The sequence below is a fragment of the Fictibacillus phosphorivorans genome, from assembly GCF_001629705.1.
Taxonomy (GTDB): domain Bacteria; phylum Bacillota; class Bacilli; order Bacillales; family Fictibacillaceae; genus Fictibacillus; species Fictibacillus phosphorivorans_A.
Genome location: NZ_CP015378.1, coordinates 3,752,507 through 3,778,931, shown reverse-complemented (window position 1 = coordinate 3,778,931; position 26,425 = coordinate 3,752,507). Strand labels below are relative to the sequence as shown.

At 35.9% G+C, this 26,425-nt stretch carries 25 protein-coding genes; 24 read left to right on the top strand and 1 reads right to left on the bottom strand.

Annotated features, from left to right (window positions below; all coding sequences use genetic code 11):
• Positions 1 to 43: 43 nt before the first annotated feature.
• The 24 genes from ABE65_RS19175 (at position 44) to ABE65_RS19060 (ending at position 25,013) form a co-directional block, all read left to right on the top strand.
• A complete protein-coding gene (locus tag ABE65_RS19175; protein WP_066398536.1) occupies positions 44 to 790 on the top strand; it encodes a YveK family protein in 747 nt (248 codons plus the stop codon).
• The gene (locus ABE65_RS19170) at positions 780 to 1,481 is read left to right on the top strand and encodes a CpsD/CapB family tyrosine-protein kinase (protein WP_066398529.1); all 702 of its coding nucleotides are present in this window, start codon (positions 780 to 782) and stop codon (positions 1,479 to 1,481) included. The genes ABE65_RS19175 and ABE65_RS19170 overlap by 11 nt, the downstream gene beginning before the upstream one ends.
• 156 nt (positions 1,482 to 1,637) lie before the next feature.
• Positions 1,638 to 2,405: a tyrosine-protein phosphatase gene (locus ABE65_RS19165; protein ID WP_066398526.1), complete on the top strand. Its 768-nt coding sequence runs from the start codon at positions 1,638 to 1,640 to the stop codon at positions 2,403 to 2,405.
• Positions 2,406 to 2,430: 25 nt separating this feature from the next.
• Positions 2,431 to 3,315, top strand: coding sequence for a UTP--glucose-1-phosphate uridylyltransferase GalU (galU, locus tag ABE65_RS19160; protein WP_066398525.1), 885 nt, complete (start codon positions 2,431 to 2,433; stop codon positions 3,313 to 3,315).
• A gap of 245 nt (positions 3,316 to 3,560) precedes the next feature.
• Positions 3,561 to 4,217: a sugar transferase gene (locus ABE65_RS19155; RefSeq protein WP_066400385.1), complete on the top strand. Its 657-nt coding sequence runs from the start codon at positions 3,561 to 3,563 to the stop codon at positions 4,215 to 4,217.
• A gap of 10 nt (positions 4,218 to 4,227) precedes the next feature.
• A complete protein-coding gene (gene fcl / locus ABE65_RS19150) occupies positions 4,228 to 5,172 on the top strand; it encodes a GDP-L-fucose synthase (RefSeq protein ID WP_066398524.1) in 945 nt (314 codons plus the stop codon).
• 13 nt (positions 5,173 to 5,185) lie between these two features.
• Positions 5,186 to 6,265 carry a GDP-mannose 4,6-dehydratase gene (gmd, locus tag ABE65_RS19145; RefSeq protein ID WP_066398523.1) on the top strand — a complete coding sequence of 360 codons (1,080 nt, stop codon included), beginning with the start codon at positions 5,186 to 5,188 and terminating at the stop codon, positions 6,263 to 6,265.
• A gap of 51 nt (positions 6,266 to 6,316) precedes the next feature.
• The gene (locus ABE65_RS19140; protein WP_066398520.1) at positions 6,317 to 7,693 is read left to right on the top strand and encodes an oligosaccharide flippase family protein; all 1,377 of its coding nucleotides are present in this window, start codon (positions 6,317 to 6,319) and stop codon (positions 7,691 to 7,693) included.
• A gap of 15 nt (positions 7,694 to 7,708) precedes the next feature.
• Entirely contained in the window at positions 7,709 to 8,842 is a 1,134-nt protein-coding gene (locus ABE65_RS19135) for a glycosyltransferase (RefSeq protein WP_066398517.1), read from the top strand.
• 3 nt (positions 8,843 to 8,845) lie between these two features.
• Entirely contained in the window at positions 8,846 to 9,397 is a 552-nt protein-coding gene (locus tag ABE65_RS19130) for a DapH/DapD/GlmU-related protein (RefSeq protein WP_066398515.1), read from the top strand.
• Positions 9,398 to 9,621: 224 nt separating this feature from the next.
• Complete coding sequence (locus ABE65_RS19125; protein ID WP_419471030.1) at positions 9,622 to 10,761, top strand: O-antigen polymerase; 1,140 nt, start codon at positions 9,622 to 9,624, stop codon at positions 10,759 to 10,761.
• A gap of 25 nt (positions 10,762 to 10,786) precedes the next feature.
• Complete coding sequence (locus tag ABE65_RS19120) at positions 10,787 to 12,037, top strand: glycosyltransferase family 4 protein (RefSeq protein ID WP_066398509.1); 1,251 nt, start codon at positions 10,787 to 10,789, stop codon at positions 12,035 to 12,037.
• A 47-nt stretch (positions 12,038 to 12,084) separates the two neighbouring features.
• The gene (locus ABE65_RS19115; RefSeq protein WP_066398501.1) at positions 12,085 to 13,470 is read left to right on the top strand and encodes a sugar phosphate nucleotidyltransferase; all 1,386 of its coding nucleotides are present in this window, start codon (positions 12,085 to 12,087) and stop codon (positions 13,468 to 13,470) included.
• A 93-nt stretch (positions 13,471 to 13,563) separates the two neighbouring features.
• Complete coding sequence (locus tag ABE65_RS19110; protein WP_066398497.1) at positions 13,564 to 14,511, top strand: hypothetical protein; 948 nt, start codon at positions 13,564 to 13,566, stop codon at positions 14,509 to 14,511.
• 70 nt (positions 14,512 to 14,581) lie between these two features.
• Positions 14,582 to 14,890, top strand: coding sequence for a hypothetical protein (locus ABE65_RS19105; RefSeq protein WP_156499210.1), 309 nt, complete (start codon positions 14,582 to 14,584; stop codon positions 14,888 to 14,890).
• A 168-nt stretch (positions 14,891 to 15,058) separates the two neighbouring features.
• Positions 15,059 to 15,949, top strand: coding sequence for a DUF1672 family protein (locus tag ABE65_RS19100; protein WP_066398494.1), 891 nt, complete (start codon positions 15,059 to 15,061; stop codon positions 15,947 to 15,949).
• Between the two features lie 44 nt (positions 15,950 to 15,993).
• Positions 15,994 to 16,884, top strand: a complete 891-nt coding sequence (locus ABE65_RS19095; protein WP_066398492.1) for a DUF1672 family protein — start codon at positions 15,994 to 15,996, stop codon at positions 16,882 to 16,884.
• A 41-nt stretch (positions 16,885 to 16,925) separates the two neighbouring features.
• Entirely contained in the window at positions 16,926 to 17,804 is an 879-nt protein-coding gene (locus ABE65_RS19090) for a DUF1672 family protein (protein WP_066398490.1), read from the top strand.
• Positions 17,805 to 18,191: 387 nt separating this feature from the next.
• Positions 18,192 to 19,094 (top strand): DUF1672 family protein, encoded by a 903-nt coding sequence (locus tag ABE65_RS19085; RefSeq protein ID WP_066398484.1) that lies wholly within the window; start codon positions 18,192 to 18,194, stop codon positions 19,092 to 19,094.
• A 15-nt stretch (positions 19,095 to 19,109) separates the two neighbouring features.
• Entirely contained in the window at positions 19,110 to 21,191 is a 2,082-nt protein-coding gene (locus ABE65_RS19080) for an SA1320 family protein (RefSeq protein WP_066398482.1), read from the top strand.
• Between the two features lie 52 nt (positions 21,192 to 21,243).
• Positions 21,244 to 21,477 carry a hypothetical protein gene (locus ABE65_RS19075; protein ID WP_066398481.1) on the top strand — a complete coding sequence of 78 codons (234 nt, stop codon included), beginning with the start codon at positions 21,244 to 21,246 and terminating at the stop codon, positions 21,475 to 21,477.
• 19 nt (positions 21,478 to 21,496) lie between these two features.
• Positions 21,497 to 21,760: a hypothetical protein gene (locus ABE65_RS19070; RefSeq protein WP_156499209.1), complete on the top strand. Its 264-nt coding sequence runs from the start codon at positions 21,497 to 21,499 to the stop codon at positions 21,758 to 21,760.
• A 738-nt stretch (positions 21,761 to 22,498) separates the two neighbouring features.
• On the top strand, positions 22,499 to 23,131 hold the full coding sequence (locus tag ABE65_RS19065) for a DUF4304 domain-containing protein (protein ID WP_066398476.1): 633 nt from the start codon (positions 22,499 to 22,501) through the stop codon (positions 23,129 to 23,131).
• Positions 23,132 to 23,726: 595 nt separating this feature from the next.
• Positions 23,727 to 25,013, top strand: coding sequence for an alpha/beta hydrolase (locus tag ABE65_RS19060; RefSeq protein WP_066398473.1), 1,287 nt, complete (start codon positions 23,727 to 23,729; stop codon positions 25,011 to 25,013).
• 93 nt (positions 25,014 to 25,106) lie between these two features.
• On the opposite strand, the gene ABE65_RS19055 is transcribed toward ABE65_RS19060, so the two are convergent.
• Positions 25,107 to 26,408, bottom strand: a complete 1,302-nt coding sequence (locus ABE65_RS19055) for a S1C family serine protease (RefSeq protein WP_066398472.1) — start codon at positions 26,406 to 26,408, stop codon at positions 25,107 to 25,109.
• Positions 26,409 to 26,425: the final 17 nt, after the last annotated feature.

Genomic DNA, 26,425 nt, shown 5'->3' with positions numbered 1-26,425 from the left:
AACGAAATTATACATTTTACCAATTTATAGGTGGAGGACCGATATGGAAGAAACGATTTCGTTAAAAGAAATTGCTGTTACCTTGCGAAAACGGCTTGTATTAATTCTAGTACTTGCAGCAATTGCTGTAGCAGTTAGTGGTGTAATTTCTTATTTTGTACTTACACCTCAATATCAAGCATCGACCCAAATTCTTGTAAACCAAGAATCTAGTAAAGAACCCGTGCTCGACCCGAACCAAGTACGTACGAATGTCGAGATGATTAATACATACAGCGTTATTATTAAGAGTCCGATCATATTGGATAAAGTCGTGCAAAACCTTGATCTAACTGAAACAACGGACCAGCTCATAGGGAAGATTGCGGTAAGCAGTGAGCAGAACGCGCAAGTCTTTAATCTAACGATTGAAGACGCAGATCCGGCTCATGCCGTAAAGCTCGCCAACGAAATTTCCAATACGTTCAGTTCAGAAGTTCCTAAAATAATGAGTGTAGATAACGTGAAAGTGCTCTCCCCGGCAGTGTTAAAAGAGAACCCATCACAGGTAAAGCCAAAGCCGTTATTAAACATGGCGATTGCATTGGTCGTAGGTTTGATGGCAGGTGTGGGAATTGCTTTCTTGTTAGAGTATTTGGATAACACGATCAAGACAGAGGAAGATATTCAGAACATTCTACAGCTTCCTATTCTTGGAGCGATTCCTAAGATTTCCGTTGAAGATGTGAAAGCTTCTGAAGTGAAAAAGGCTGCGAATAAAAGGATGGGGAGTGAAACCCTTGAGTCGTAAATTGAAAAAATCCATTGGAGATTTAACCCAAAGAAGCTTGATTACACACAGAAATCCTAAGTCCCCAATTGCTGAACAATACAGGACCATACGAACGAATATTCAGTTCTCATCCATCGACAAAGAGCTGAAGACGTTAATGATTACATCTTCAGGACCTGGGGAGGGGAAATCGACGACAGTTGCAAACTTAGCGGTCGTACTCGCTCAACAAGAAAAACGAGTACTTTTAATTGATACAGATCTGCGTAAACCAACTGTTCACTACACGTTCAAAGTAAGCAATATTTACGGTGTGACGAGTATACTAACACGTCAAACGACTTTAAGAGAAACGATTGTATCTAGTAAAATTCCAAATGTAGATGTACTGCCAAGCGGACCCATTCCACCCAATCCTTCAGAGCTTATTAACTCAAAATCGATGAACGACTTAATAGAAGAAGCGAGCCGTATGTATGATTATGTTCTATTCGACACACCGCCACTTATAGCTGTAACAGATGGTCAGCTGCTTGCTCATCATGTAGATGGAGTAATCCTTGTCGTATCAAGCGGAAAGACAGAGATAGAATCTGCAACAAAAGCGAAGGAACTGTTAGAAAACGCCAACGCAAAGATTATTGGCGCAGTGTTAAATGAAAAAGCGGCAAGAAAAGAAAAGTATTATTACTATTATGGTTCAAATTAACATTAATACCATCTTCTTCAACTTTTTTCGACAAAAAAACACCGTTGTCAGATTTTGTATGTATGTTACGATAACGTTATGATTTGGATTGAGCAAATAGAACTAGTAAGATATGACTACTAGTTCTATAGTCTTGTTAAGGAAGTGACGCATTCTGTGATTGATATACATAGTCATATCCTACCTGGACTGGACGATGGAGCTCGTACGATGGAGGATGCGATCAAAATGGCAGAAGCTGCTGTGAAAGATGGTATTACGCACCTCTATGCCACGCCACATCACCGAAATGGAAGATATGAAAACGAGAAAGAACTCGTCATAAAAGAAGTGGAAGTACTAAATGCAGAGTTAAAAAACAGAAAGATACCATTGCACATCATCCCTGGACAAGAAATACGGATGTACAAAGATTTAATAAAAGATATCGATCGAGGGCACTTATTGCCTTTACATAACAAAGTAAATTATTTACTAATCGAACTTCCTTCTTCACATGTACCAAACTACGCAGCAGACATTCTCTTTGAACTGAGCTTGAGACATTACCAGCCCATTCTGGTACATCCAGAGCGGAACAGCGAGATCTTGGAAAACCCAGAAATTCTATATGAATGCATTATGGCTGGAACTCATACTCAAATCACCGCAACTTCCATAATCGGTCACTTTGGAAAAAAAATCATGAATTTTTCTCATGAACTCATACAATCAAATATGGTGCATTTGCTTGCATCGGATGCTCATCATGCAGTTAATCGTGGGTTTCATATGTCGGAAGTTTTCGGAATAATCCAAAAACAATACGGAGTAGAAATACGATATTATCTGCAAGAAAATGCTGCACACGTGTTAAGAGGTGAAAGCATACTAATTGAACCTCCTTCTTTACCAAAAAGAAAAAGGTTTCTCGGCATCTTCTAAAACTGAAAGGAGACAACATACGATCATGAAAAAAGTTAGAAAAGCCATCATTCCTGCAGCAGGACTAGGTACACGCTTCCTGCCCGCCACAAAAGCCATGCCTAAAGAGATGTTACCGATTGTGGACAAACCCACCATTCAGTACATCGTTGAAGAAGCGATTGAATCCGGTATTGAAGACATTATCATCGTAACTGGTAAAGGAAAACGAGCCATTGAGGATCATTTCGATCATGCCTTCGAGCTCGAGCAGAACCTGTTTGAGAAGGGGAAGTTTGAGTTATTAGAAAAAGTCAAACAGTCTTCAAAATTAGCGGATATACATTATATTCGGCAAAAAGAACCAAAAGGTTTAGGCCATGCGGTAAATTGTGCGAAAAAATTTATTGGTGATGAGCCATTTGCCGTCCTTTTGGGGGATGACATCGTTCAAGCAAAAAAACCATGTCTTAAGCAATTAATCGAAAAATACGAAGAAACAACAGCCTCAATCATTGGTGTCCAAAAAGTACCAGAGGATGAAACATATCGTTACGGAATTGTAGAACCATCAAGTGAATTCGACCACCTATATGGGGTGAAGAACTTTGTAGAAAAGCCGAAGCAAGGAACCGCTCCTTCAAACTTAGCGATTATGGGACGGTACATCCTAACACCTGAAATCTTCAACTATTTGGATGAAGAGCAGGTGGGAGCGGGTGGAGAAATCCAGCTGACAGACGCGATTCAAAAATTGAACCAGTATCAACGTGTATTTGCCTACGATTTTGAGGGCACACGGTATGACGTTGGCGAAAAGCTCGGCTTTATTATGACGACGATCGACTTTGCATTAAAAGATCAAGAAATCAGTAAGCGCCTTTTACCAGAATTAGAACGGCTGCTCGAGCAAATTAAAGTAAAGAACTAGAACGCTGTGTTCTCGTGTTAATGAAAGCTCAATCACTGTTAAATAAAAATGAAATAACGAAAAGGTGATGCCTCCTTACCTATATCAACGGAGGCACTCGGCTATGCTGTGGGTGATTTTCCACCTTAGCACGTTGTTGGCAGTAGCATGGTGTGAGGAAGGGTTAGATGCCCTATTTTTTTACATACATAATTTTATAAAAAATACAAAGAAGGAGGGACGGAACAACCATGTCTGATTCACAAATGCAAACGATTGCGAATTCAAACCAACCAACTGTAGCGAAGAAAGAAGATCGATTTTACGAATCAACGAAAAGATTGATAGATATTGCAGGAGCGTTAGCTGGACTTATACTTTTATTACCTTTATTCATTATCATTGCCATTCTTATCAAAAAAGAAGATTCAAAAGGCCCTGTTTTCTTTAAACAAATTCGTGTGGGAAAGAATGAAAAAGAATTTCATATGTTCAAGTTCCGTTCCATGGTTAATGATGCAGAGGAAAAATTACTAGAACTTCTTCAGTTTAATGAAATTGAAGGAGCCATGTTTAAGATGAAGGAAGATCCTCGTATCACTAAGATTGGAAAATTTATACGCAAGACAAGCATAGACGAGCTGCCGCAATTATGGAACGTATTAAAAGGTGACATGAGCCTAGTGGGACCAAGGCCGCCACTTCCGAGAGAAGTAGCAGAATACAACAATTATCACAAACAGAGACTTCTTGTCACACCTGGTTGTACTGGCCTTTGGCAAGTAAGTGGACGCAATCATATGACCTTTGAAGAAATGGTGAAATTGGACATTCAATACATATCCGAGCGAAGTGTATTTTTTGATATAAAGATCATTTTCAAAACGATTAGAGTGCTATTTGGAACAGATAATGCTTACTAGAGGTGAGGAAATGGACAAGCAATCCAAGATTTATGTGGCTGGTCACCGAGGATTAGTCGGTTCTGCGTTAGTCAGAAGACTAGAAAAAGAAGGCTATACCAATTTGGTGTACCGAACAAGCAGTGAAATGGATCTAACAGATAAGAATCAAGTAGATCGATTCTTTGCAGAAGAAAAAATAGACTATGTCTTTTTAGCAGCTGCTAAAGTCGGCGGAATCGTTGCAAACAACGAATATCCAGCTGACTTTATTCGTGATAACCTGTTGATCCAAACAAATGTGATCGATGCTGCTTACCGAAACAATGTAAAGAAACTACTATTCTTAGGAAGTACATGCATCTACCCAAAACTAGCACCGCAGCCATTAAAAGAAGAGTACTTATTAACAGGTGAATTAGAACCAACAAACGAACCATATGCCATTGCAAAAATTGCGGGTATTAAGATGTGTGAATCATACAACAGACAATATGGAACAAAATATATTTCTGTTATGCCGACAAATTTATACGGTGAGAATGATAACTTCGATCTTCATACTTCACATGTACTGCCTGCATTAATACGTAAGTTTCATGAAGCAAAAGAAAATAATCAGCCTTATGTTGAAGTTTGGGGAACAGGTACACCGAAACGTGAATTCCTTTATTCAGATGATCTAGCAGATGCATGTGTTTATTTAATGGATCATTATGAAGGCAATGAAATCGTGAATATTGGTGTAGGTGAAGACATTGAGATTGGTCAACTTGCTCACCTTATTAAAGAAACGGTTGGCTATGAAGGTGAAATACAGTTTGACACAAGCAAGCCTGACGGAACACCAAGAAAGCTTGTGAATGTAACAAAGCTACACAGCTTAGGGTGGAAAGCAAGTACTTCTTTAGAAGAAGGATTAATGAAAGCGTATAAATGGTTTTTAGAAAATAAAGTACAAAAAGTGAATAGCTAAACGGAGGCACATGATGAAATCAGCTTTAATTACTGGAGTAACAGGACAAGACGGCTCATATTTAGCAGAGTTGTTGCTAGAAAAAGGGTATCAAGTACATGGAGTAATCCGACGGAGTTCTACATATAACCAAGAACGGTTGGAAGACATACTATCATTTGAAGAAGCAGGTGCATTTTTAGATCATCCAAATTTCCACTTACATTATGGAGATGTTACAGATACATCTAATGTAATTAGCATAATTAGTAAAGTCCAACCAGATGAAATCTATAACTTAGCTGCACAGTCGCACGTTCGTGTTTCTTTTGAAATGCCAGGATATACATTAGACGTAGATGGTAAGGGTACATTAAATATTCTCGAAGCAGTTAGAATCCTAGGTTTAACAGAAAAAACACGAGTATATCAAGCATCAACTTCTGAACTTTACGGAAAAGTCCAAGAAGTACCACAAAAAGAAACAACTCCATTCTATCCACGATCTCCATATGGTGTAGCAAAGATTTACGGGTTCTGGATTACGAAAAACTACCGTGAATCATATAACATGTTCGCAGTAAACGGTATTCTATTTAACCATGAATCTGAACGCCGTGGAGAAACCTTTGTAACACGTAAAATTACTCTTGCTGCTGCACGTATCGCACAAGGAAAACAAAAGACATTAAAGTTAGGCAACTTAGACTCTCTCAGGGACTGGGGTTACGCAAAAGATTATGTAGAATGCATGTGGTTAATGCTTCAGCATGATAAGCCAGAGGACTTCGTTATTGCAACCGGTGAAATGCATACAGTTCGTGAGTTTGTTGAGCTAGCTTTTAAGCATACTGATATTGAAATTGAATGGGTTGGAAGTGGAGTAGAGGAAAAAGGAATTAACAAAGCAACTGGAGAAGTAATAGTGGAAATTGATCCGAAATTCTTTAGGCCAACCGAAGTAGATCAATTATTAGGGGATCCAACAAAAGCAAAAACATTATTAGGATGGAATCCTACAAGAACTTCTTTCCAGGAACTTGTTAGAATTATGGTAAAAGCTGATGAAAATAAAGTAGCAAGTGAAAATAAAGTTATGAGGATGTTTGATTAAAAAAGACTATTTTTATAGTCTTTTTTTGTATTTGAGAGGGTAGAACTAATAATGAAAAAAATTATACTTTTTATAATTCCAAACATGCTATCTCGGGCAATAAGTTTATTTATGTTTCCCTTTTTTACGTATTATTTAAAACCAGAAGATTATGGCATACTTAATATTTCAATTCTGTTGGCTACAGGATTTATTGCAATAGATGCTTTATCTATAAATATGCACATATATAAAACCATAAAAGAAAAAGAAGATAACTATATATTGAAACTTAGGATAGGATATACTGGCACTTTTTTGTTTTCATTAATTATTTTAATTTGTTGCATAGTTAATATTTATGTATTTTCAACAGATAGTTATTTAATAGTTGGTTGGCTTTTTATAGTTTACTTTATTGATATGTATTTATGTAGTTATTATAGAGATTTTTATAGGGCTACTAATAATGAAGTGAAATTTGCCATATCTGAGCTAATTAAAATCTTGGTTTATCCTATTACAACCTTAATCTTTTTATCACATTATGATCTGGGACTATATAGTGTCATATTGGGTAATTTTTGTGCATTAATAATAAATGGGTTATACAATATAATTAGTACTGGTACATTTTTCCTGGAAAATGTTTTTATTGGTTTTAATAAAAATTTGAGTTATCTAAAAGAGGTATATTTATATACTTTTCCTTTTTCGATTCATGCAATATTTAATCTGTTCTTAAGTGGAGTCGACAAATTTTTAATTTCGCTTTTTGGGGGAAATGAGCTTGTTGGCATTTACGCATCAGCTCTTACAATAGCAGGACTATTAAATGTAGTTGCAATAGCATTGAATAACTACTTAGTAGGTAATCTTATTAGTACAAAAAACGTTGTAGATTTTCAGAAACCTATTTTTATATATTCAAAATGTTTATTATTAACAGCTTTTTGTATACTTACTATGTCTTCATCTTTCTTTGAAAACTTCTTGAGTAATGATTATGTATTAGCCGTTCCTTACATAAACCTATTATTAATTGGTCAATTTTTTTTGGCGCTACATTATTTACCACTTAATATTCAGAGTATTATATTGCTTAAAACTAAGGTAATACCAGTAGCTATTTTTATAGCAACTATTTTTAATATAACTCTGAACTTAATCTTCCTACCCCATTACGGTTTAATGGCTGCTGCAATTATATCTAGTGTTTCATATGTAGTATTATTCTTTATTTTGTATATTTTCACCAGGAGAAAAATAAACTATAAAATATTTGATAGAGAGTTCTTCATAAATCTAATTTTTTATTTGGTTCTTTATCTATTGATAGATTTAACGCTCACTACAGATTTAATAGGTTTTATATTAAGAAGCTTTATTACGTTAATAATTATTGTAATAACTATTATATACAATATTAAGTATAAGAAAATAGTCTAACAGGAGATAAAGAGTATGAAAATATTAAAAATTGTTACAGCTTTTTATCCTAGCTCGTTTTATGGGGGACCAGCAACGGTTGCTTTAAACCAGGCTAAAGAACTAGTATTGCGTGGACATGAAGTTACAATATTAACATCTAACCTTCTTTCATTTGAGAAAAAATATATAAATAAAACTGAGGATTGTTTATTTGGAATAAAAATTAAATATTTTAATTCTAAGTTTACTAGAAAAGGTTTTTCATATATCAACTCAAGCTCACTTTATAATTGGATAAAGAAGAATGGGAAACTATATGATATTGTGCATATTCACTTTGGGAGAGAAATAATTCCGTGTAGGGTGGCTAGTTTGTGCAAAAAAGAAAAATTTCCATATGTTTTACAGACACACGGTATGTTAAATAAAAGGTCATTAAAAAACAAATTGTTTGATATCTTTGTTACAAGTGAGTTATTGAAGAAAGCAAAATATGTATTAGCATTACAAAACGTTGAGAAAAAAAGACTGTTAGAAATAAATAAAGATATTAACGTTGAAATTTTATATAACGGAATTAAACCAAGTGAAAATAAAGTGCTGTGGAGTTATGATTCTATAAAAAATAAGAAAATCTTATTTCTAGCTAGATTGCATCCTCGGAAAAGAGTATTAGATTTTATAGAAATGTGTAAAATCTTATCAGAAAAATATAATGATTTGACATTTGAAATTGTAGGACCTGATGAAGGGGACTTATCTGAAGCTATGAATAGAGTTGATGATCTAAAATTACAAGACAAAGTCCGATTTATAGGATCTGTAAATGTTGATAAAGTATCGGAGCTTTATGCAAAATCAAGTGTTTATGTATTACCCTCATTAGATGAACCTTTTGGAATGACCGTTATAGAAGCATTAAATGTGGGTACACCTACTGTTGTTACTGAAACGATTCACATAAAATCGTTACTGCAAGATAATAATGCCTCTTTAATAGCTAAACAAAATGATCCATCTGATTTGGCTTCTATAGTCGAAATGATAATAAGTAATAAAGAAGTAGCTTGTTCGCTTTCGGATAATGGAAAAAAATTAGTTAAACAAGAGTTAATGATAAGTACTATATGTGAAAATATTGAAAGAATATACAGAGGAAGTATTTAATTAATGGAACCAACAATAGACTTATCTAAAGCAGGTAATGGTAACTTTAAAAGAAAAAAATGGTCAAGAATACGTGAGTTGTTTTGGATAATAATTGAATTAATACTGATTACTAATCCCCTTCAGTTATCTTCAAGGCTAAGAGTGTTAACTCTTAAAGCGTTTGGTGCTAAAATTGGAAAAAATGTTATTATGAGGCAAAGAGTGAGAATTAGATGTCCATGGAACTTAACAATAGGTAATAATTGTTGGATCGGTGAGGAAGTCTGGATAATTAATAAAGCGGAACTTATCATTGGACATGATACGGTGGTATCTCAGGGGGTATTTATTACTACAGGTTCGCATGATATTTATAAAACTATGAATGTTAAAATTAAGCCTATTGTAATTGGAAATGGTGTATGGATAACATCTAAATGTATTGTTTTACAAGGTGTTCGAATTGAAGATAATACTGTAATAACTGCAGGGAGTGTAATTACAAATGACCTATTGTCTAATAGTATTTACGGTGGGAACCCAATTAAATATATAAAAAGGAGATTTGAATAAATAATATTATGGTACATTTATTTAAGTCTTTTATTTTAACAATTATTCTAACATTTATATTACCCTTATTTATATTAAATCAGACTAATTATAAAATAGTTGATCTAACAATAATACTTAATTTGTTTATTATAGTTTATAGCGGGATAAGATTAAGTATATTATCATTTAGCAATCACAATAATATTATTTTCATTACCTTTTGGATATTTGTATATGTTTGGTTGGGTTTAGCTTCATTCTCTCAAATTTTATTAAACAGATATCCATGGCATGGTTTTTACTCTATAAATGAGATAAACTTTGGTTTAATTATTATACTCTTGGGTTTAGCTTTTTTTGATTTAGGTTCATATTTTGGAAAAAAACTTTATGAAAATAGGTCAGGAAAATCTCAATTCCTAATAAATATGATTATTTCACCTACTAAAACTGTACTATTAGGTGTATTAGGTTTTTTCGTATCTTTATATGTAATTAAATCAACTGGCGGGTTTAATAATTTATTTTTACCAAGGTTATTGTTTGAGTCTCTATTTCCCACAACTATGGATTTTTTAATAAATAGGACATTACTAACTATCCCTATATTTGTAACTCTACTATCACTATTGATTCTTTTTAAAAATAAATTAATAAATAAACACTTTTATTTCTTTTTTATCTTTACAATTATCACATTAATTTTTAATGTTTTGATTAATAATCCGATCGTACACCCACGTTATTGGTTTGGTTCAGTATTTCTAAGTGCTATTCTAATTTTAATAAAATGGAAAAGAACTTCCGCTTTTAATTGGATATGTTTTTTCTTAATTTTAATGATTATAGTTTTTCCGTATGCAGATTATTTTAGGGCTGAAAATCAACAATTTGATCTTAAACCTATAAGTGTGGTTATGTCAGAAAATGGAGACTATGATGCTTTTCAAATGATACTAAATACAATTAAATACGTGGAGATAAAAGGAATTTCTTACGGTGCTCAGCTTTTCGGTGTAATTTTTTTCTGGTTACCCAGAAGTTTATGGGCTGGAAAACCCCATGGTTCAGGTGCAACGGTTGCAGAAGAGCTGGGTTACTCTTTTACAAATTTATCATCACCATTTTGGGCAGAAAGTTATATAAACTTTGGATTAGTAGGAGTAATTTTAATTCTATTTTTATATGGGGTTTTTATTAGAATTCTTCATGAAGGATACCAAAATTCTTTAGAGAATAAAGCTAGCTTAGTAAGTTTCATTGCCCCTTATTTTGCAGCATATCAATTTTTCTTTTTAAGAGGAGATTTATTAAACTCTTTCGCTTACTTAATCTCTGTTATTTTCTTTTTTTCTTTGGTCATAAAAATAAGAAAAGTTTAATTAATAGGAAGGGTATAGGTTTAAAATGAACAAAAAAAAGTTAATTTTTGTAATAAATTATTTCCACCCTGATTTGGCTTCTACAGGACAGTTGATGACTGAACTATGTCAAGATCTACAGCATGATTTTGACATCACGGTCATTGCAGCACAGCCAGGGTATGCTGGCGAGAAAGTAAAGACCAAAAAAAAGTTTGAGATTGAAAAGATGGAGAATATGATAGTTATCCGTATCCAATTACCTGAGGTAGACAAGACTTCGAAGTGGAGCCGTATAATGTACATATTCTCTTATTTTGTATTAGCACAACTGGCGCTTCTAAAAGAAAAAAACGTCAACTTAATTTATACGATTTCTCAGCCGCCAGTGTTAGGTGGACTAATTGGTACGATAGGTAAGTGGTTAAAAAAAACAAAGCATGTATATAACATCCAGGACTTTAATCCAGAACAGGCAGCAGCGGTGAGTTATACAAACAATCATTTTATTTTTATACTAGCAAAGTATATTGATAAGCTTAATTGCCGTTGCGCCGATCACATTGTAGTAGTAGGAAATGATATGAGCGAAACTTTAAAAAATAGATTTCAAAATCAAAAAGTTCCAAACCATTCTGTCATTAACAACTGGACAAATGAAGATGAAATAGTTCCTTTAGATGAAAAAGATCCTACTATATATCAATTTTTAAAAGAAAACCAATTAGAAAATAAATTTATCATAATGTATTCTGGCAACATTGGTTTGTACTATGATCTTGAGAATATAATAAAAGTTACTAAAGAATTTGAAAGTGAAAAAGAAATCATTTTCTTATTTATTGGTGAAGGCGCAGTTAAGAAAGACATGCAAAAATTTATTAAAGAAAACAAACTTACTAATACTTTCTTCTTACCTTACCAACCAAAAGATTTTATTAAGTATTCTCTTAATGCAGCAGATGTACACTTAGTTGTAAACCAGAAGGGAATTAAAGGTGTTTCAGTACCGAGTAAAATTTATGGTGTAATGGCTGCAGGTAAACCAATCCTTGGTGTATTAGAAGAAGGAAGTGAGGCATACAACCTCATAAAGAAAAGTAACTCAGGTATAGTTGTAGAACCCAACGATTATTCAGGTATAATAGATGCGATTCAACAGCTATACTCTTTAAAAGACAAACAATTAATACGATTAGGATTAAATGGAAGAGAATATCTAGAAAAAAACTTGAAAAGAGATATTTCTATTCAAAAGTATCGTGATTTACTAAATTCATTAGTAAACAATAATTAAATTTATTTTAAAAGTCTGATTAGGCTTTTTTTATTTGGAGGGAAAAGATGAAACTTATTCTTTTATCTGGTGGTTCTGGAAAACGTTTATGGCCACTTTCTAACGATACCCGTTCTAAACAATTCTTAAAAGTTTTAGAAGGTAACCATGGTATTAAAGAATCAATGGTTCAACGTGTATGGGGACAAATAGGCTCAGTAGGGCTCTCGGACTCAACTGTTATTGCCACCTCTAAATCACAAACCGATATGATTCACAGTCAGCTTGGGGAAGATGTTCCTTTGATCATCGAACCTGAGCGACGTGATACGTTTCCAGCCATCGCATTAGCGGCGGCTTTTTTATTTGCTGAAAAACAGACAGATCGAAATGAAACGGTTGTTGTGTTGCCAGTTGATCCTTATGTAGAAAATAATTTTTTTGCTAAAGTAAAAGAACTAGACGTGGCACTTAATGAGACAGGCGCGCAGTTAGCACTTATGGGAGTAAAGCCAACTTATCCTTCTGAAAAGTATGGCTATATTGTTCCTGAAGGTACTGTTTCACCTGAGGAACCGTTCCGTGTAGATCGCTTTACAGAAAAACCGAGTGAAGAAAAGGCAGAAATGCTTATTAAACAAAATGCACTTTGGAATACCGGGGTCTTTGCATTTAAGCTAGATTACCTTATTTCTATTTTAGAGAGTAAAGGTTTGCCGACGAGCTATGCGGAGCTTTCTACACAATATAACTTGCTGCCTAAAATTAGCTTTGATTATGAAGTCGTTGAAAAAACAGAACATATTGTTGCGCTTACGTATGAAGGATCTTGGAAGGATCTTGGAACATGGAACACTCTTACGGAGGAGATGGCCACCGAACAAATCGGTAAAGGTGTTATTTCAAATGATGCTACGAACACACATCTAGTTAATGAATTAGGGATTCCTGTTACGGTATTGGGGTTATCAAACATCGTAGTTGCTGCAAGTCCTGATGGAATACTAGTAAGTGATAAGGCATCGAGTCCGAAAGTTAAAGACCTTATTGCGCATTATGAGCAGCCACCTATGTACGAAGAACGTCTATGGGGCTGGTCGAAAGTATTGGATTATGCCAAGTACTTTAATGAAGAAATGGTGACTAAACGTATTTGTATCTACGGAGATAAGAACTCAACCTACCATTATCACAACTTACGAAATGAAGTGTGGACAATTATCCGTGGTGAAGGCGAGCTTGTGCTGGATGATCACATCAGGCGGGTAAAAGCAGGAGATATCATTCATATCCCGGCCGGTCGGAAACATGCCATTAAAGCAAATAAAGAACTTGAATTTATTGAAGTACAAACCGGAAAAGAAGTAACAGACACAGACTTTACAAGATTGTATCACACGTGGGAAGACATTATGAGAGGGTTTTATAATTCTACTGCCCAAGTTATTCTCTAGTGAAGAATGGTTACATAAGCCAAAGAGCAATTGCTCTTTGGCTTTATTTATATTGAAGGCATATCAGAAAGTGCTTACCTTGGAGGTCTCTGTATGTATAATCGTATTTCATTAAAAGAAAGAATCACTCACTCGTCTGATGTGGTAGAGTGTCCTGTTAAAGACTGTACCCATCAAGTACCTAGACAGAAGAAAAAGTTTAAGTCCACAGATACATTCCTCTGCCCAACTCATAACATTATTTTATCTCCCACAACCTTCGAATACAGAGACTACACAATGAATTTGCTTTCAAAAGACCCTGAAGATCTTCAGTTATTACAAACCATCCTTAAACAAAAGCGAGAAAATCGATTAGCACGCAGCAATTCAGAGGACGCTGTAACGTGGAATATGTTTCGGTATTTAGAGAGAAATCAATTATTAGAGGGGTACTTAGATTCACTAGGGATTCGAAATACAAGTAATCCCAAGATTCATTACTGGTGCTATGATAGGGAGCAACAACATACATATCCATTGCTTGTGAAAGCGCGCAAAACATTTGGTGAAACACCTTCTAGAGGCAGCGAGCCAGATCTGTTAATAGAAACAGAGAATGCTATTATTCTCATAGAATGCAAGACAGGATTAAGTAATAACACGAAACCGTCTCGTGTGGATGTAGAAAAGTTATACACGGAGGGAGACAATTGGTTCTTTACGCAAGTATTTAAAGCAGGTTTTTATACCATTGCAAAAAAAGATAGAAAGTATGAACTATTGCGCTATTGGCTGCTTGGCCAATGGATGGCTAAACAAAAAAAGAAAGAGTTCTATCTATTTAATCTCGTTCGCGAAGAGGCAGAGAGAAATATTGAACACGAATTCGGAAAACATTTGATATCAGGAAAAGGGACTTTTAAGCGAACAACCTGGGAATCAATGTATCATTTTATAAAAACATCATCCACAGATCACACTCCTATCTTTGAGTATCTAAAGAACCAAACACTTGGTTATACGTCTTCAGGGAAATTGAAGATGGGGTATAGATTGTAATGTAACTGGTAGATTTAGAGATTCTTTTGTATCTGAATGAAAGATAATTTCAAAAGGTAGGAGAGATGCTTTGCTAAAACGAGTATTCTTATTAATACTTTTATCAATCCTATTGTTTGGGTGTAATGATATGTCCAAAAAAGAGGAAGATAAAATTGTACAACGTTCCACCCAATTGGCAAAAGCCTATTTCAAAGAAAAGCTTGGTTATGAAATTATCGTAAACAAGCATGAGTTTACGAGCAGAACAAATGGGACGGAAATCTTTATTTACGGCTATGAAAAAGGAGATAAAGAAAACAAAGTATCCGCAACCATTGACTACTCAGGAGATGAGTATAAGGTACAGATGGTAGGCATTGATAAAAAAGTTAAATAATACTATTAAAAAATAGTATGAACCACACAACAACATCATTCATTCGATGTTGTTTTTTTACTTTTTATGGGTATATGTTAGGTGGCGAACCATGTTGTGTAACTCTACAATAATATAGGGCTTACACATAACTTTATAAGTTTCGCTAATCAGGGAGGTTTCTTGCCAATGTTACATACAAGTAAGATAGCAATAATTACAGCTTCGATTCTAGGAATCACACTATTAGGAGGCTGTAGCTTACTAGAAAAAAAGAAAGATAATCCATATGTTCGTGTTCAGGATTACACAGGCAAGGAATTCAGACTGCCGAACGGTGACAAGAACGACAAAATTGCTGAAGCAAACAGAGAGAAAGTGATTTCAGGAACGGAAGCCTTTTTTCTTGAAAAATATAAAACAAAAGTGAAGGTGAACAACATTGTGGGGAATAAAGACGGTGCTACTGTATATGTGGAATCCGTTGGAGAACCTCATTTTCACACATTCGTTGTTATCCCAATTGATACACTAGAAAACGTGCGACCAGATGGTATTTGGACCCAAGAACGTGAAGTGGAAGGTGATATTGAAAGTGGCATTTATGCTTTAATTCACGAGAAAAAAATAAATAATCTCAATAATTATTTAAATGAATTTGTTAAGAAGCATCCCGTTGTTGGTCTTAGAGAAGAAGCATATAAGAATACTGCTTCAACAGGCTATACAACACCTTATTACTATATTATTACTTATGGAGACAGTCTAACTCCATACTTAGATCAATATTTAAGTAACCCTGAAACAAAAAAGGAAGTGTATCAGCAAAAATCTCAGTCTTCAACTTTCGACCCAGAAAATCACAATATTGTAATTGAATTATTTATGAAAGAAGAAAACAAAGAACCTGATCAAAAGATTTTCGATGAGCTTGAAGCAGATATAGAAAAAATGGATGGACTTCCTCCTGGTTCTTACTCAGTAATACTTAACGATAATTACATACAAAAAGAAGATGCGCACGGCCAGAAAGACAATACTCTTATGCGCGGTAATCCTGATTATATTATTAAGGAGTAACCTAAGATGTATTATTTATTAATTAATCAGGGAGGATCGTATAAATGATAATTACAATAAAGATCGGAATGTCTATATTCGCTTTGTTAAGCATCCTGCTTTTCGGAGGCTGTAGCTTATTAGAAAAAAAGGAAGAAAATCCATATGTTCGTGTACAGGATTACACAGGCAAGGAATTCAGACTTGCGAATGGTGATAAGAACGACAAAATTGCTGAAGCAAACAGAGAGAAAGTGATTTCAGGAACGGAAGCCTTTTTTCTTGAAAAATATAAAACAAAAGTGAAGGTTAACAACATTGTAGGGAATAAAGACGGTGCTACTGTATATGTGGAATCCATTGGAGAGCCTCATTTTCACACATTCGTTGTTATCCCAATTGATACGCAAGAAAATGTGCGGCCAGAAGGGATTTGGACACAGGAAGGTGAAGTGGAAGGCGATATCGAGAGTGGCATTTACGCCTTAATTCATGAGGAGAAATTAAATAAACTAAATAACTATCTTAACGAATTTATTAAGAAGCATCCTGTTGTCGGCCGTAGAGAAGAAACATTTAAGAATACTTCATCAACAGGCTATACAACACCTTATTATTACATTATTAACTTTGGAGACAGTCTTAACTCCTACAGAGATCAGTATTTAAGGAACCCTGAAACAAAAAAGGAAGTGTATCATAAACAATCTCAGTCTTTAACCTTTAATCCAGAAGATTATCGTATAGTCATTGAATTATTCATGAAAGAAGAAAACAAAGAACCTGATCAAAAGATTTTTGATGAGCTTGAAGCGGATATAGAAAAAATGGATGGTCTTCCTCCTGGTCTTTACACAGTAATACTTAATGATAATTACATACAAAAGGAAAATGGTCACAGCCAAAAAGACAATACTCTTATGCGTGGAATTCCTGATTATATTATTAAAAAGTAACCTATGGTGTTTTATCTAATGAAACAGGGAGGATCGTATGAATGATAATTACAAGAAAGATCGGATTTGCTTTGTTGGGCATCCTACTACTCGCAGGCTGTAGCATAATAGAAAAAAAGGAAGATAATCCATACGTTCGTGTTCAGGATTACACAGGCAAGGAATACAGACTGCCGAACGGTGACAAGAAGGATAAAATTGCTGAGGCTAGCAAAGAGAAAGTGATTACAGGAACGAAAGAGTTTTTTCTCAAAAAATACAAAACAAAAGTGAAGGTTAACAACATTGTAGGGAATAAAGACGGTGCGTCAGTATATGTGGAATCTGTTGGAGAACCTCATTTTCACACATTCGCTGTCATCCCAATTGATACGCAAGAAAACGTGCGGCCAGAAGGAATTTGGACCCAAGAAGGTGAAGTGGAAGGTAGTATAAAAAGCGGGATTTATGCGTTAATTCATGAAGAAAAACTCAACAGATTGGATAACTATCTTAAAGCATTTGTTAAGAAGCATCCTGTAATTGGACTCCGAGAAGAGGCGTATGAAAACACATCCTCAACAGGATATACAACTCCGTATTATTACATAACGATTCCTAGAGATAGTCTTGAACCATTTCTCAATCAATATCTAGAAAATCCTGAAACAGTAAAAGAAGAATATGAGGCGAAAGCTCAGTCTTTATTGGCTGATCCCAAAGAATTTAGGATTGTTATTGAACTATTTATGAAGGAAAAACAAGAACCTGATCAAAAGGTATTTGATGAGCTTATAGCAGATATGGAAGAAATGGAAAACCTACCACCAGGGTATTATACAATCATACTTAATGATAATTTCATTTCCAAAGAAGAAGGATACGGCAAAAAAGACAATACACTTATGCGGAGAAATCCAAATTATATAATTAAAAATTAGCCAGAAGTGACGTAACAAATGTTTGATCAATTAGTAGGTGATCTTGAAAAGATGTAGAACCTATCTCCAGGTTCTTATAGCGTAATACTTAACGATAACTCCATTAATAAAGGCAGTGCCACTAATATAAAGCAAAACAAATTTAGAACATACAAATAGATGATAGATGAAACCTTAGTAGAATAATAAATTTTTCGTGATCCTTAAATAATTACCAATATCATTAAAATAAATAGTAAAAACCTCACAGCAACATCAGCCATTTGATGTTGTTTTTTTACTTTTTATGGGTATATATTAGGTGGCAGGTAATAATGTGTAACTTTACAATAATATAGGACGTATACTTGATATCACATTTCTCACCAACCAGGGAGGTTCATACATATGTTACACACAAAAAAGACGGGAATGATTACAGCATCTCTTATTGGCATCATGCTACTTGGAGGTTGTATGAAAGGAGCAACAGAAACGGTGAAAAAGGAAGACAATCCACTTGTGAGTGTTCAGGGGTATACTGGCGAAGGGTATGACTTGCCAAACGGAAAAGAAAACGACAAGATCGCTGAGGCTAGTCGTGAAAAGGTCGTTTCTTCAACAGAAAAATTCTTCTTAGATACATACAAAACAAATGTAAAAGTACATAACATTGTGGGCAACAAAGACGGAGCAAGTGTGTTTGTAGAATCAATCGACGAACCGCGTTTTCACACGTTCGCTGTGATACCAATCGATAACAAAGGCAAAGTACGGCCAGAAGGAATCTGGACGGAAGAAGGACAAGTCGAATTATCGATCAAGAGCGGCTTGTATGCCATGATCTATGAGGAGCAGCTAAAGACACTTGATACTTATCTTGAAGGTGTTGTAAAAGAACATCCGGTAGTAGGAAAACAAGAAGAAGCGATACAAAAAACGTCTTCAACAGGGTTTACGACACCGTATTATTACATCTCAATAGCAGGAAAAAGTCTTGATGGTTTATATGAGGCGTATATAAACGACCCTCAAAAAACGAAGAAAGAATGGCAGGCGGAAGCGAAAAGTCTTCAAGTCAGTCCTGAAGACGTCTTGATCACGATTCAGTTATATATGAAAGAAAAAGGTGCAAAGCCTGATCAGAAGATTTTTGATCAACTGGTAGCTGATCTTGAAAAGATGGAGAATCTATCACCTGGTTCGTATAGCGTGTTCCTAAACGACAACACCATTAATAAAGGCAGTGCCAACAATACAAAAGAAAACAAACTAGAACTTAATTATCCGAATGAAATTAAAAAGCCTTAGCGATAGGAGGTTAATATGATTAAGACCCAAACGAAAACAGTTACCGATCAAGACTTAGTTGAAATTTCGGGATTTCATGCCTACCAAGAATACGAAGTGAACCAAGTTGTTGAAGTCAACGGAAATTCGTACCGCGTCTTAGATGTAAAAGAATCAGAGGTAAACGGTCTAAATGCGATTACTCTTGCGTCAAACGATACAAAAGAAGTCATTGTCGCTTATACGGGTACCGACACGGGAGATAAGAAAGATATACTCACTGACCTTCAGTTGTTAAGTGATATGGTTCCAGCACAAGTCGAGGCAGCTCGTGATTATTTTGATGATATGGAAAAGAAGTATGGCAACATCTCCTATGTGTGCGGTAACTCCCTCGGCGGCGGAAATGCAAATGCGGTAGGGGTGGCGAATCCTGATGTTAAAACGGTAACGCTGAATCCTGCTATGCTGCCAGAAGGTGTCGTAGATTATGGTAAAGAGTATGATAACATCACGAACTATTTTGGCCGATATGACGTCTTAACGAGTCTCGAAACCGGGTTAATGCTCGGTCATCGTATCCCTGGAAAACAGATTGAGATTAATCATGGAATTCCGAATATGATGCATTTTGCTAACAACCATACCGGATATATCGGTAAGGATGAAACGGGTAAGTTGGTTTATGTGATCGGTGAACCTGGTGAGCCTGGATTTGGGAAGATTCATTTCGATGAAGCTGATTCCAGTGTGGTATCAAGTATTTGGACGGGACAATCCCTTCATACAGGCAGTTCTGAGCGTATCGACATGAATACAGAGAACATGCACATGCTTTCAAAGTCTTTAGAAGGTTATGTCGGCACCCGAATGGGATACGTTCATTCGTATTTACAGAACTCTGCTGCTATCGTTGATCACGAAGGAAGTCGCTATTACGAGCGGCTTCACACGCTGCAACAGACTTTCCGCGATATGTTCGAAGAGGCTGCTGAAAATCCTCTGTTTGCTGGAATCACCACAACGGGTAACGTGATCAAAACAGAGATCTACCATCTCATCACATTATTAGATAGCGCGGAATCCAAAGTTCAATCGTTAAATTTTTTCTTGAACTCTCCACCTGCCGAGCTCGTGGAATTTCTTATGAACAAAAATATAAACGTAGAATCACTCTTTGGAGACGCTAGAAACTTTCTCTACAGTCTGCGCTCAAACGTTGAAGATCTAACCGATACACTTCCCAGAATGGTATCGCAAAAGATCCCTGAACTTTTTGAAGGTGGGACTGACCATTTTACGGATGCTGTTGTTGGTGAGTTTATGGCTCATTATAAGATTCTAAGTAAGAACAATCTAACGGTTAAAAAGCACATGGATTCTTACAGCACAGATGTTACGGCAACGGCTGACAATTTTACAGAGAGAGACAAGCTGCTCGCAAGCGGCATCTCAACTGGTGTCCCTCAGTCAATTATTATACCGAACTTTGGTTCAGCCGAGGATTTCAAAATGCTAGACTCTCCTTATCTGAAGATGGGGATGAAAATTCTCGATATTCAGCTAGAGCTCTCTATAGCCGCTTTCGGAGATTTCGCGCATAAAGTTGCATTGCCACTGCTCGTTGGACTAGAGGGAATTGCCGCCATGTTGGAAAGCGTATTAGAAGGCATATCTAATACGATAAAAGGTGCGGTGTTTGTCATTTTAAACGGAAGCTTGCCTGTTAAATTGGCTGGTATGTTCACAGACTTCGACGATAAGCTGCGTGCGATGGTAAATGACGCGCTCGAGCCACTTGATGAACTTGCTGATACGGTAGAAGGTCTTCGTCGTGGACTTGATAACCTAATTGTTTTCTTTCCTGGACTTGTCCAAAAATTCAAGCCATACCTGAAGTCCGCACTGTTCAGTCAAACCAACTATTTCAATATCTACTTATACAACACGGCAGCAACCGGCATACTTGAAGAAATGGACATGCTATTCAAAGACATCGTATATCAGCTGACCCATAACAAAGGACTCGCGATTGATGCCTTGAGTGAAATCTCACAACATGTAAAAAACAATATGCTCGTGATGCATGAGCAAACAGAACGCGGGACGTATGGTTAACCTCGATATGTATTTTAATTATCTACAATCGTAATTTAGGAGAATTAAAACAATGGCAAAGAATGTCCTTTATTTTTTTGTGGCCTCTTTCATCTCTTTTATTCTTTTAATTGCCGGTTTACTTATTTGGGTATCTCGTATACCTACTAAGGATCCTTCAGACGCTGATGGTAAAGGGTTTGCAATTGTTTATGGATTTATGGCAGCCGTTCCTACTTCAATTATTATTGGTCTCATCGTCACTATTGGTGCTTATGCCTATCGGAAATATAAGGAAACAGGTTAATAAAGAGGTGAATAAGTAAATGGATGAAATGATAAGTATCATCATAGTCTTATTGTTTTTAAGCTTATTTATCTTCTTGCAAAAATTATATAATAGAAAATACAAGGTACCCGCTATATTCTCATGGTTTCCAGGCCGTTTCGGCATCAGAAAGGTAAATGAACATTTATCTCAAATGAATAAAGAGCTTGCTGCACAAGGAATAGGAATCTGGGTGACCTATTATGCTGTAGATCTGTATTTTATTACGGTTCCATTAAAGATAAGCAAATATAAGAATTAAATGACAAGAAGTAAGGAAGTATGGAGAATTTCCATATTTCCTTTTTTTTTAACCCTACTTTAGTTATCCCTTTCTTCCTCACTTTTTTACGGAATAAATAAAGTGGTTTTTACAAAAAAATAGATAAATTTTTTACTGCTTTTTGCAGTTAAGAAGACTTTTGATAGAGTTTTTTTAAAAGTTATAAGTTATTGGCCTTTAGTTGGAAAGCTACTATCATTAATTGAAGATAGAGAGGCAGATAGTTCAATCAATTCTTCCTCGTTTAGATTTATGGATAATATAATCACAGATTCTGAGTTGAAATAGCAAACATAGCGATTTTCCCAATTAACACTTTTCTACAATAGATAGACAGGCAGGTTGAAGGGAATGATTTATGTAAAAATAAGACACAAAAAGTGAAATTCAGGGAACTTTCAAGTAAAATCAGCGTATGAAAATATATAGATAGTATCACTTAAACGATAGAGGGATTTATATGACTAAGAAGAAGATGGCAAAGGTCATCTTATGGGGAATTTTATTATCATTGCCATTATGGCTGCTTACCATATTAATTGCAGTTACCATATGGATTATATTTTAGTGGAGAAAGCACGAAGACGATTCAGTTCACGTGCTTTCTTTTTTGTGTGGAAAAGAAGTTAACGGCTAATTGTAAAAGGCCAATAGAATCTGTAAGAAGACCCAGAGGACCAGGTTTATGAAAGGTTTTCATTGAATAGGGAGACATTTATGGTGAAGATGAAAGACGTATTTAAACAAATAGTGAAGGAAATTATTGCTCCTACGTTAAAAAATCATCGCTTTAAAAAGAAAGGAAATAATTTTGTACGTACATTCTCGGAGTTTTCGTGGACTATCAACGTTCAATCCTCTAGTTGGAATACTAGTGAGAATCTAGCGTTCACGATTAATACAGGTATATCGGTTGAAAGCTTATATGGAACATACTATCAGTATGTTCCGCCAAAATTTCCATTAGAAGTGGATTCTGTGATGAGGCTAAGAATATCCGAGCTCAAAAGTACATCGGATCAACATGAAGATATTTGGTACAAGCTAACTCCAACCACTAATTTAGATGATCTTACAGAACAAATTAAACAAGACATTGAGAAAATAATCATCCCATATTTTCAACAGTTTCAAAGTTTACAGGATGTTATACAGGGACTCGAGAAAAGAGAAGTACAAGGATATCATGAGAATCCACATGTACTAGCAGTTCTTTATCATGAATGCGGTGATAGAGAGGCTGCAAAAGAACGTTTGAAGAGCGTTTTTGCAGAATGCGGAACAGATCTAGAAAGACAAGAGACGAAAGAACTTGCAGAAAGATTGGGTTTTGAAATAACCAAATCATAAAATATCTTAAACAAATGTTTAAGATTACATATAAAGGATATTCATAAATACAATTAGAGAGGAGAGTATCAATGTTCTTCAAGCACAATGAAAAAATTAAGCAGAGGAATGTTACTATTGGTTGCTGGTGTACGTTTACCGTATGGGCCGTGCTGCTTTTAATTAATTCGTTCTATGAATAAGCGTTCTTAAATATCTATGATAGAAAGTCGGAAAGATCCCGAAACTTATGAGAAGGGGGCTAGATCCATGCTAAACATATTCATTCTCTTAGCGTTTATACTCGCCCTAGGTTATAACATCTATGTCAAAACGACTTTTTCCCTTGTGATTGTGTTGGTTATCGCAGCTATTGGGAGCATCTACAGAATTTATAGCGCGAAGAATAAAAATAGAAATAAATAGCTAAAGAAAATCTCTGGAAACAGGGATTTTTTTAATGGAGAAAAATGTTGGCTGATAAATCGCAAGGAAATTATACCTAGAACCACTTCTTTTATGTAAAGCCCTTAGCCTCATTGTAAATCCAACTAGTGGTCTGTAATCTTATTCTTATATAAGGAAAATTAAGTTAAGTAGAAGAGGAGGAGATACCATGTTTCGCAATCTACTAAAAAGCTTACTTGTATTTCTGTTAATCATTCCCCTTTATCCAAGCGGGCAGGTTCATGCACAAGTGGAGCTGATTTCGGACACGCCGCTAAGTGAGAGGCTTCACGACATTACACTCCATAGCCCGGCATTAGGAAAACAGACATCACTGCGAGTTATTTTGCCAAAAGGGTATGAGGAATCAGAGCAAACATATCCTGTTCTTTATTTGTTGCATGGTTGCTGCGGTGACTACAAAGCATGGACAGCTAGGACGGATATTGAAAAGATAACAGAGGATCTGCCGTTGATTGTTGTTATGCCGGATGCGGGGAGAGGTGCGAGTTATTCGGATTGGTATAACGGAGGTGCCTATGGACCACCACAGTGGGAGAAGTATCATATTAAAGAACTCATTCCTTGGGTGGAGCAGCATTATCGTGCAAAAGGATCGAGAGAAGGACGAGCGGTAGCTGGCTTATCCATGGGTGGCTTTGGTGCGATGTCATACGCGGCAAGACATCCTGATCTTTTTGTAGCTGCAGCATCATTTTCAGGTGTACTTGATACAAACCTAGATCCTGAGTTTTTAGAGAAGACGATATTTCAGAATCAAGAAAAAGTGCCGCCTGGAACCGTTTGGGGTGACAGAGAAACGAACGAAATTATCTGGAGAAGTCATAATCCTTGGGACCTAGCAGAAAACTTGGAAGGCGTGAATCTCGCCATACACACGGGAACAGGTGAAGCGGGCGGACCGTTGGATGGAGGTTTGGAATCTCCGGTTGAAGAGACTTGCTTTGTGATGTCAACGAGTCTTCATGATCGGTTAGAGAAACTGAACATTTCACATGTGTGGGATAGTTACGGACCAGGTTCCCATACGTGGGGATATTGGCAGCGCGATCTGCACCAAACGTTGCCGCGTTTCATGGATATCTTTAATAACCCACCTGAAGCACCGATTCCTTTTCAATATAAGTCGGCTGAATCATCTTTTTCTGTCTACGGCTGGGATGTTGAATTTGATCGAGATAAAATGGAGTTTGCTAGATTATCTGACGTGACGGAAAAAGGATTTAAACTTCAGGGTTCAGGAAAAGCAGATGTTCAAACAGCACCTTGGTTCAAGCCGAACGGAAAATATCAGGTGAAGATTAAGGGCGGTCGGGATGCTAAAGTTGTGAAGACCCGTGCTGATGATGAGGGAAGACTGCGTGTTAGTTTAGATTTTACATCAAAACATGCTGGGGACGAGTTATCAGTTAGTATTAAACAAAAAAAGAATTAAACATGTGGATGTAACTCTTGCAATCGATTTTCTAAGTTTAACAAAGGTAAAAGCACTGCGGCCGCAGTGCTTTTTATTTTCCATATTACGTAATTATTCTACTACATCTCCACTCAACAATTTAGGCATATCATCCTCTATGCCAACCATATAACTCACTTGATAAATGGAAGTCTGCTCACCCTCGTTTACATACTCTTGGGCTTCTAAAGTAATCTCAACCTGGAAAGTACCGTCTCCGTTATCGGTTACATATGAATTGGTGATATATGTGCTCAGGGTTTGAGCATAACCTTCCGTAAACTCTTCTAAAGAAGGAGAGGATGCTTTCCAGTTACCACCGATTAGATCGTAAGCTAGGCTGTATTCTCCAGCATTTACATAATCATAGTAGGTATAGACCATACTTTCAGCATATTCAGATGTTAAGTCTAAAGAAGAATCAAAGCCTTCTCCATAATACTCATCTTCGTAAGGCTCTTCGCTATATTCTTCATATATTTCTGCATCCTCAGCTGAACCATACTCCTCATAGGAATCTTCTTCGTTATACTCTTCATATTCTTCTGAGAGGTCACCATCATATTCAGGAACCTCGTAGTCGTATTGATAGTCTTCTTCGTATGGAGTAAGCTTCATCGGATTTCTCGACCATTCTTGTAGAGTAGGAAGAACAGAGTACATAGGAATACTAAAGCCAATATTATTTTCTTTTACATACTTTACAGAGTTGATTCCAAGCACTGAACCGTCTATACCACTAACGATAGGACCACCGCTGTTACCAGGCGAAATTGGTGCTGTGATTTGATACATATTTTCATAATAGTAAGGATCTAATTGAAAAGACCGGTCTAAACCACTTATGATACCAACTGTTACGGTGTTCTGTAGTCCGAGGGGACTTCCTAATGCAACAACGTCGTCACCTGTTTCTGATTTTTGTTGTTTAACTTTTAGAGGTGTTGTATGGGCTAGCTCTGGAACTCGAATTAGGGCAACATCCGTATGGTCACTGCGTCCGATAACTTGGCCTTGGTACGTTTGTTGGTTGCTCATCCGGATTGTAACATCCACTTCATACCCTACGACATGAGCATTCGTAACGATATCACCTTTGTTGTTATAGAGAAACCCCGAACCTTGGCTGTTAGATGTTTCAATCTGCACTACTTTGTCTTGGGTAGCTTTAATAATAGATTTTAAATTTGCTTTTTCGTTTGTCGGAACTTCTACCGGGACTTTAACTTCTTTTGTTATAGTTTGTGTTTTTACTTCAGTTGTTGTAGGTTGCGCTTGACCAGGTGGGAATTTTGAAAACAAAAAATATGCGAGCGATAGCCCAGTTACTAGAACAACCATTACCATCATGGAAGTCATAAATATCTTTTTCATTGTAAATGCTTCACCTT

Excerpts from the sequence above, each read along its gene's own strand:
- ABE65_RS19175 (WP_066398536.1), top strand. The coding sequence starts at position 44 with ATGGAAGAAACGATTTCGTTAAAAGAAATTGCTGTTACCTTGCGAAAA.
- galU (WP_066398525.1), top strand. The coding sequence starts at position 2,431 with ATGAAAAAAGTTAGAAAAGCCATCATTCCTGCAGCAGGACTAGGTACA.
- ABE65_RS19155 (WP_066400385.1), top strand. The coding sequence starts at position 3,561 with ATGCAAACGATTGCGAATTCAAACCAACCAACTGTAGCGAAGAAAGAA.
- fcl (WP_066398524.1), top strand. The coding sequence starts at position 4,228 with ATGGACAAGCAATCCAAGATTTATGTGGCTGGTCACCGAGGATTAGTC.
- gmd (WP_066398523.1), top strand. The coding sequence starts at position 5,186 with ATGAAATCAGCTTTAATTACTGGAGTAACAGGACAAGACGGCTCATAT.
- ABE65_RS19140 (WP_066398520.1), top strand. The coding sequence starts at position 6,317 with ATGAAAAAAATTATACTTTTTATAATTCCAAACATGCTATCTCGGGCA.
- ABE65_RS19135 (WP_066398517.1), top strand. The coding sequence starts at position 7,709 with ATGAAAATATTAAAAATTGTTACAGCTTTTTATCCTAGCTCGTTTTAT.
- ABE65_RS19130 (WP_066398515.1), top strand. The coding sequence starts at position 8,846 with ATGGAACCAACAATAGACTTATCTAAAGCAGGTAATGGTAACTTTAAA.
- ABE65_RS19120 (WP_066398509.1), top strand. The coding sequence starts at position 10,787 with ATGAACAAAAAAAAGTTAATTTTTGTAATAAATTATTTCCACCCTGAT.
- ABE65_RS19115 (WP_066398501.1), top strand. The coding sequence starts at position 12,085 with ATGAAACTTATTCTTTTATCTGGTGGTTCTGGAAAACGTTTATGGCCA.
- ABE65_RS19110 (WP_066398497.1), top strand. The coding sequence starts at position 13,564 with ATGTATAATCGTATTTCATTAAAAGAAAGAATCACTCACTCGTCTGAT.
- ABE65_RS19100 (WP_066398494.1), top strand. The coding sequence starts at position 15,059 with ATGTTACATACAAGTAAGATAGCAATAATTACAGCTTCGATTCTAGGA.
- ABE65_RS19095 (WP_066398492.1), top strand. The coding sequence starts at position 15,994 with ATGATAATTACAATAAAGATCGGAATGTCTATATTCGCTTTGTTAAGC.
- ABE65_RS19090 (WP_066398490.1), top strand. The coding sequence starts at position 16,926 with ATGATAATTACAAGAAAGATCGGATTTGCTTTGTTGGGCATCCTACTA.
- ABE65_RS19085 (WP_066398484.1), top strand. The coding sequence starts at position 18,192 with ATGTTACACACAAAAAAGACGGGAATGATTACAGCATCTCTTATTGGC.
- ABE65_RS19080 (WP_066398482.1), top strand. The coding sequence starts at position 19,110 with ATGATTAAGACCCAAACGAAAACAGTTACCGATCAAGACTTAGTTGAA.
- ABE65_RS19075 (WP_066398481.1), top strand. The coding sequence starts at position 21,244 with ATGGCAAAGAATGTCCTTTATTTTTTTGTGGCCTCTTTCATCTCTTTT.
- ABE65_RS19070 (WP_156499209.1), top strand. The coding sequence starts at position 21,497 with ATGGATGAAATGATAAGTATCATCATAGTCTTATTGTTTTTAAGCTTA.
- ABE65_RS19065 (WP_066398476.1), top strand. The coding sequence starts at position 22,499 with ATGGTGAAGATGAAAGACGTATTTAAACAAATAGTGAAGGAAATTATT.
- ABE65_RS19060 (WP_066398473.1), top strand. The coding sequence starts at position 23,727 with ATGTTTCGCAATCTACTAAAAAGCTTACTTGTATTTCTGTTAATCATT.
- ABE65_RS19055 (WP_066398472.1), bottom strand. The coding sequence starts at position 26,408 with ATGAAAAAGATATTTATGACTTCCATGATGGTAATGGTTGTTCTAGTA.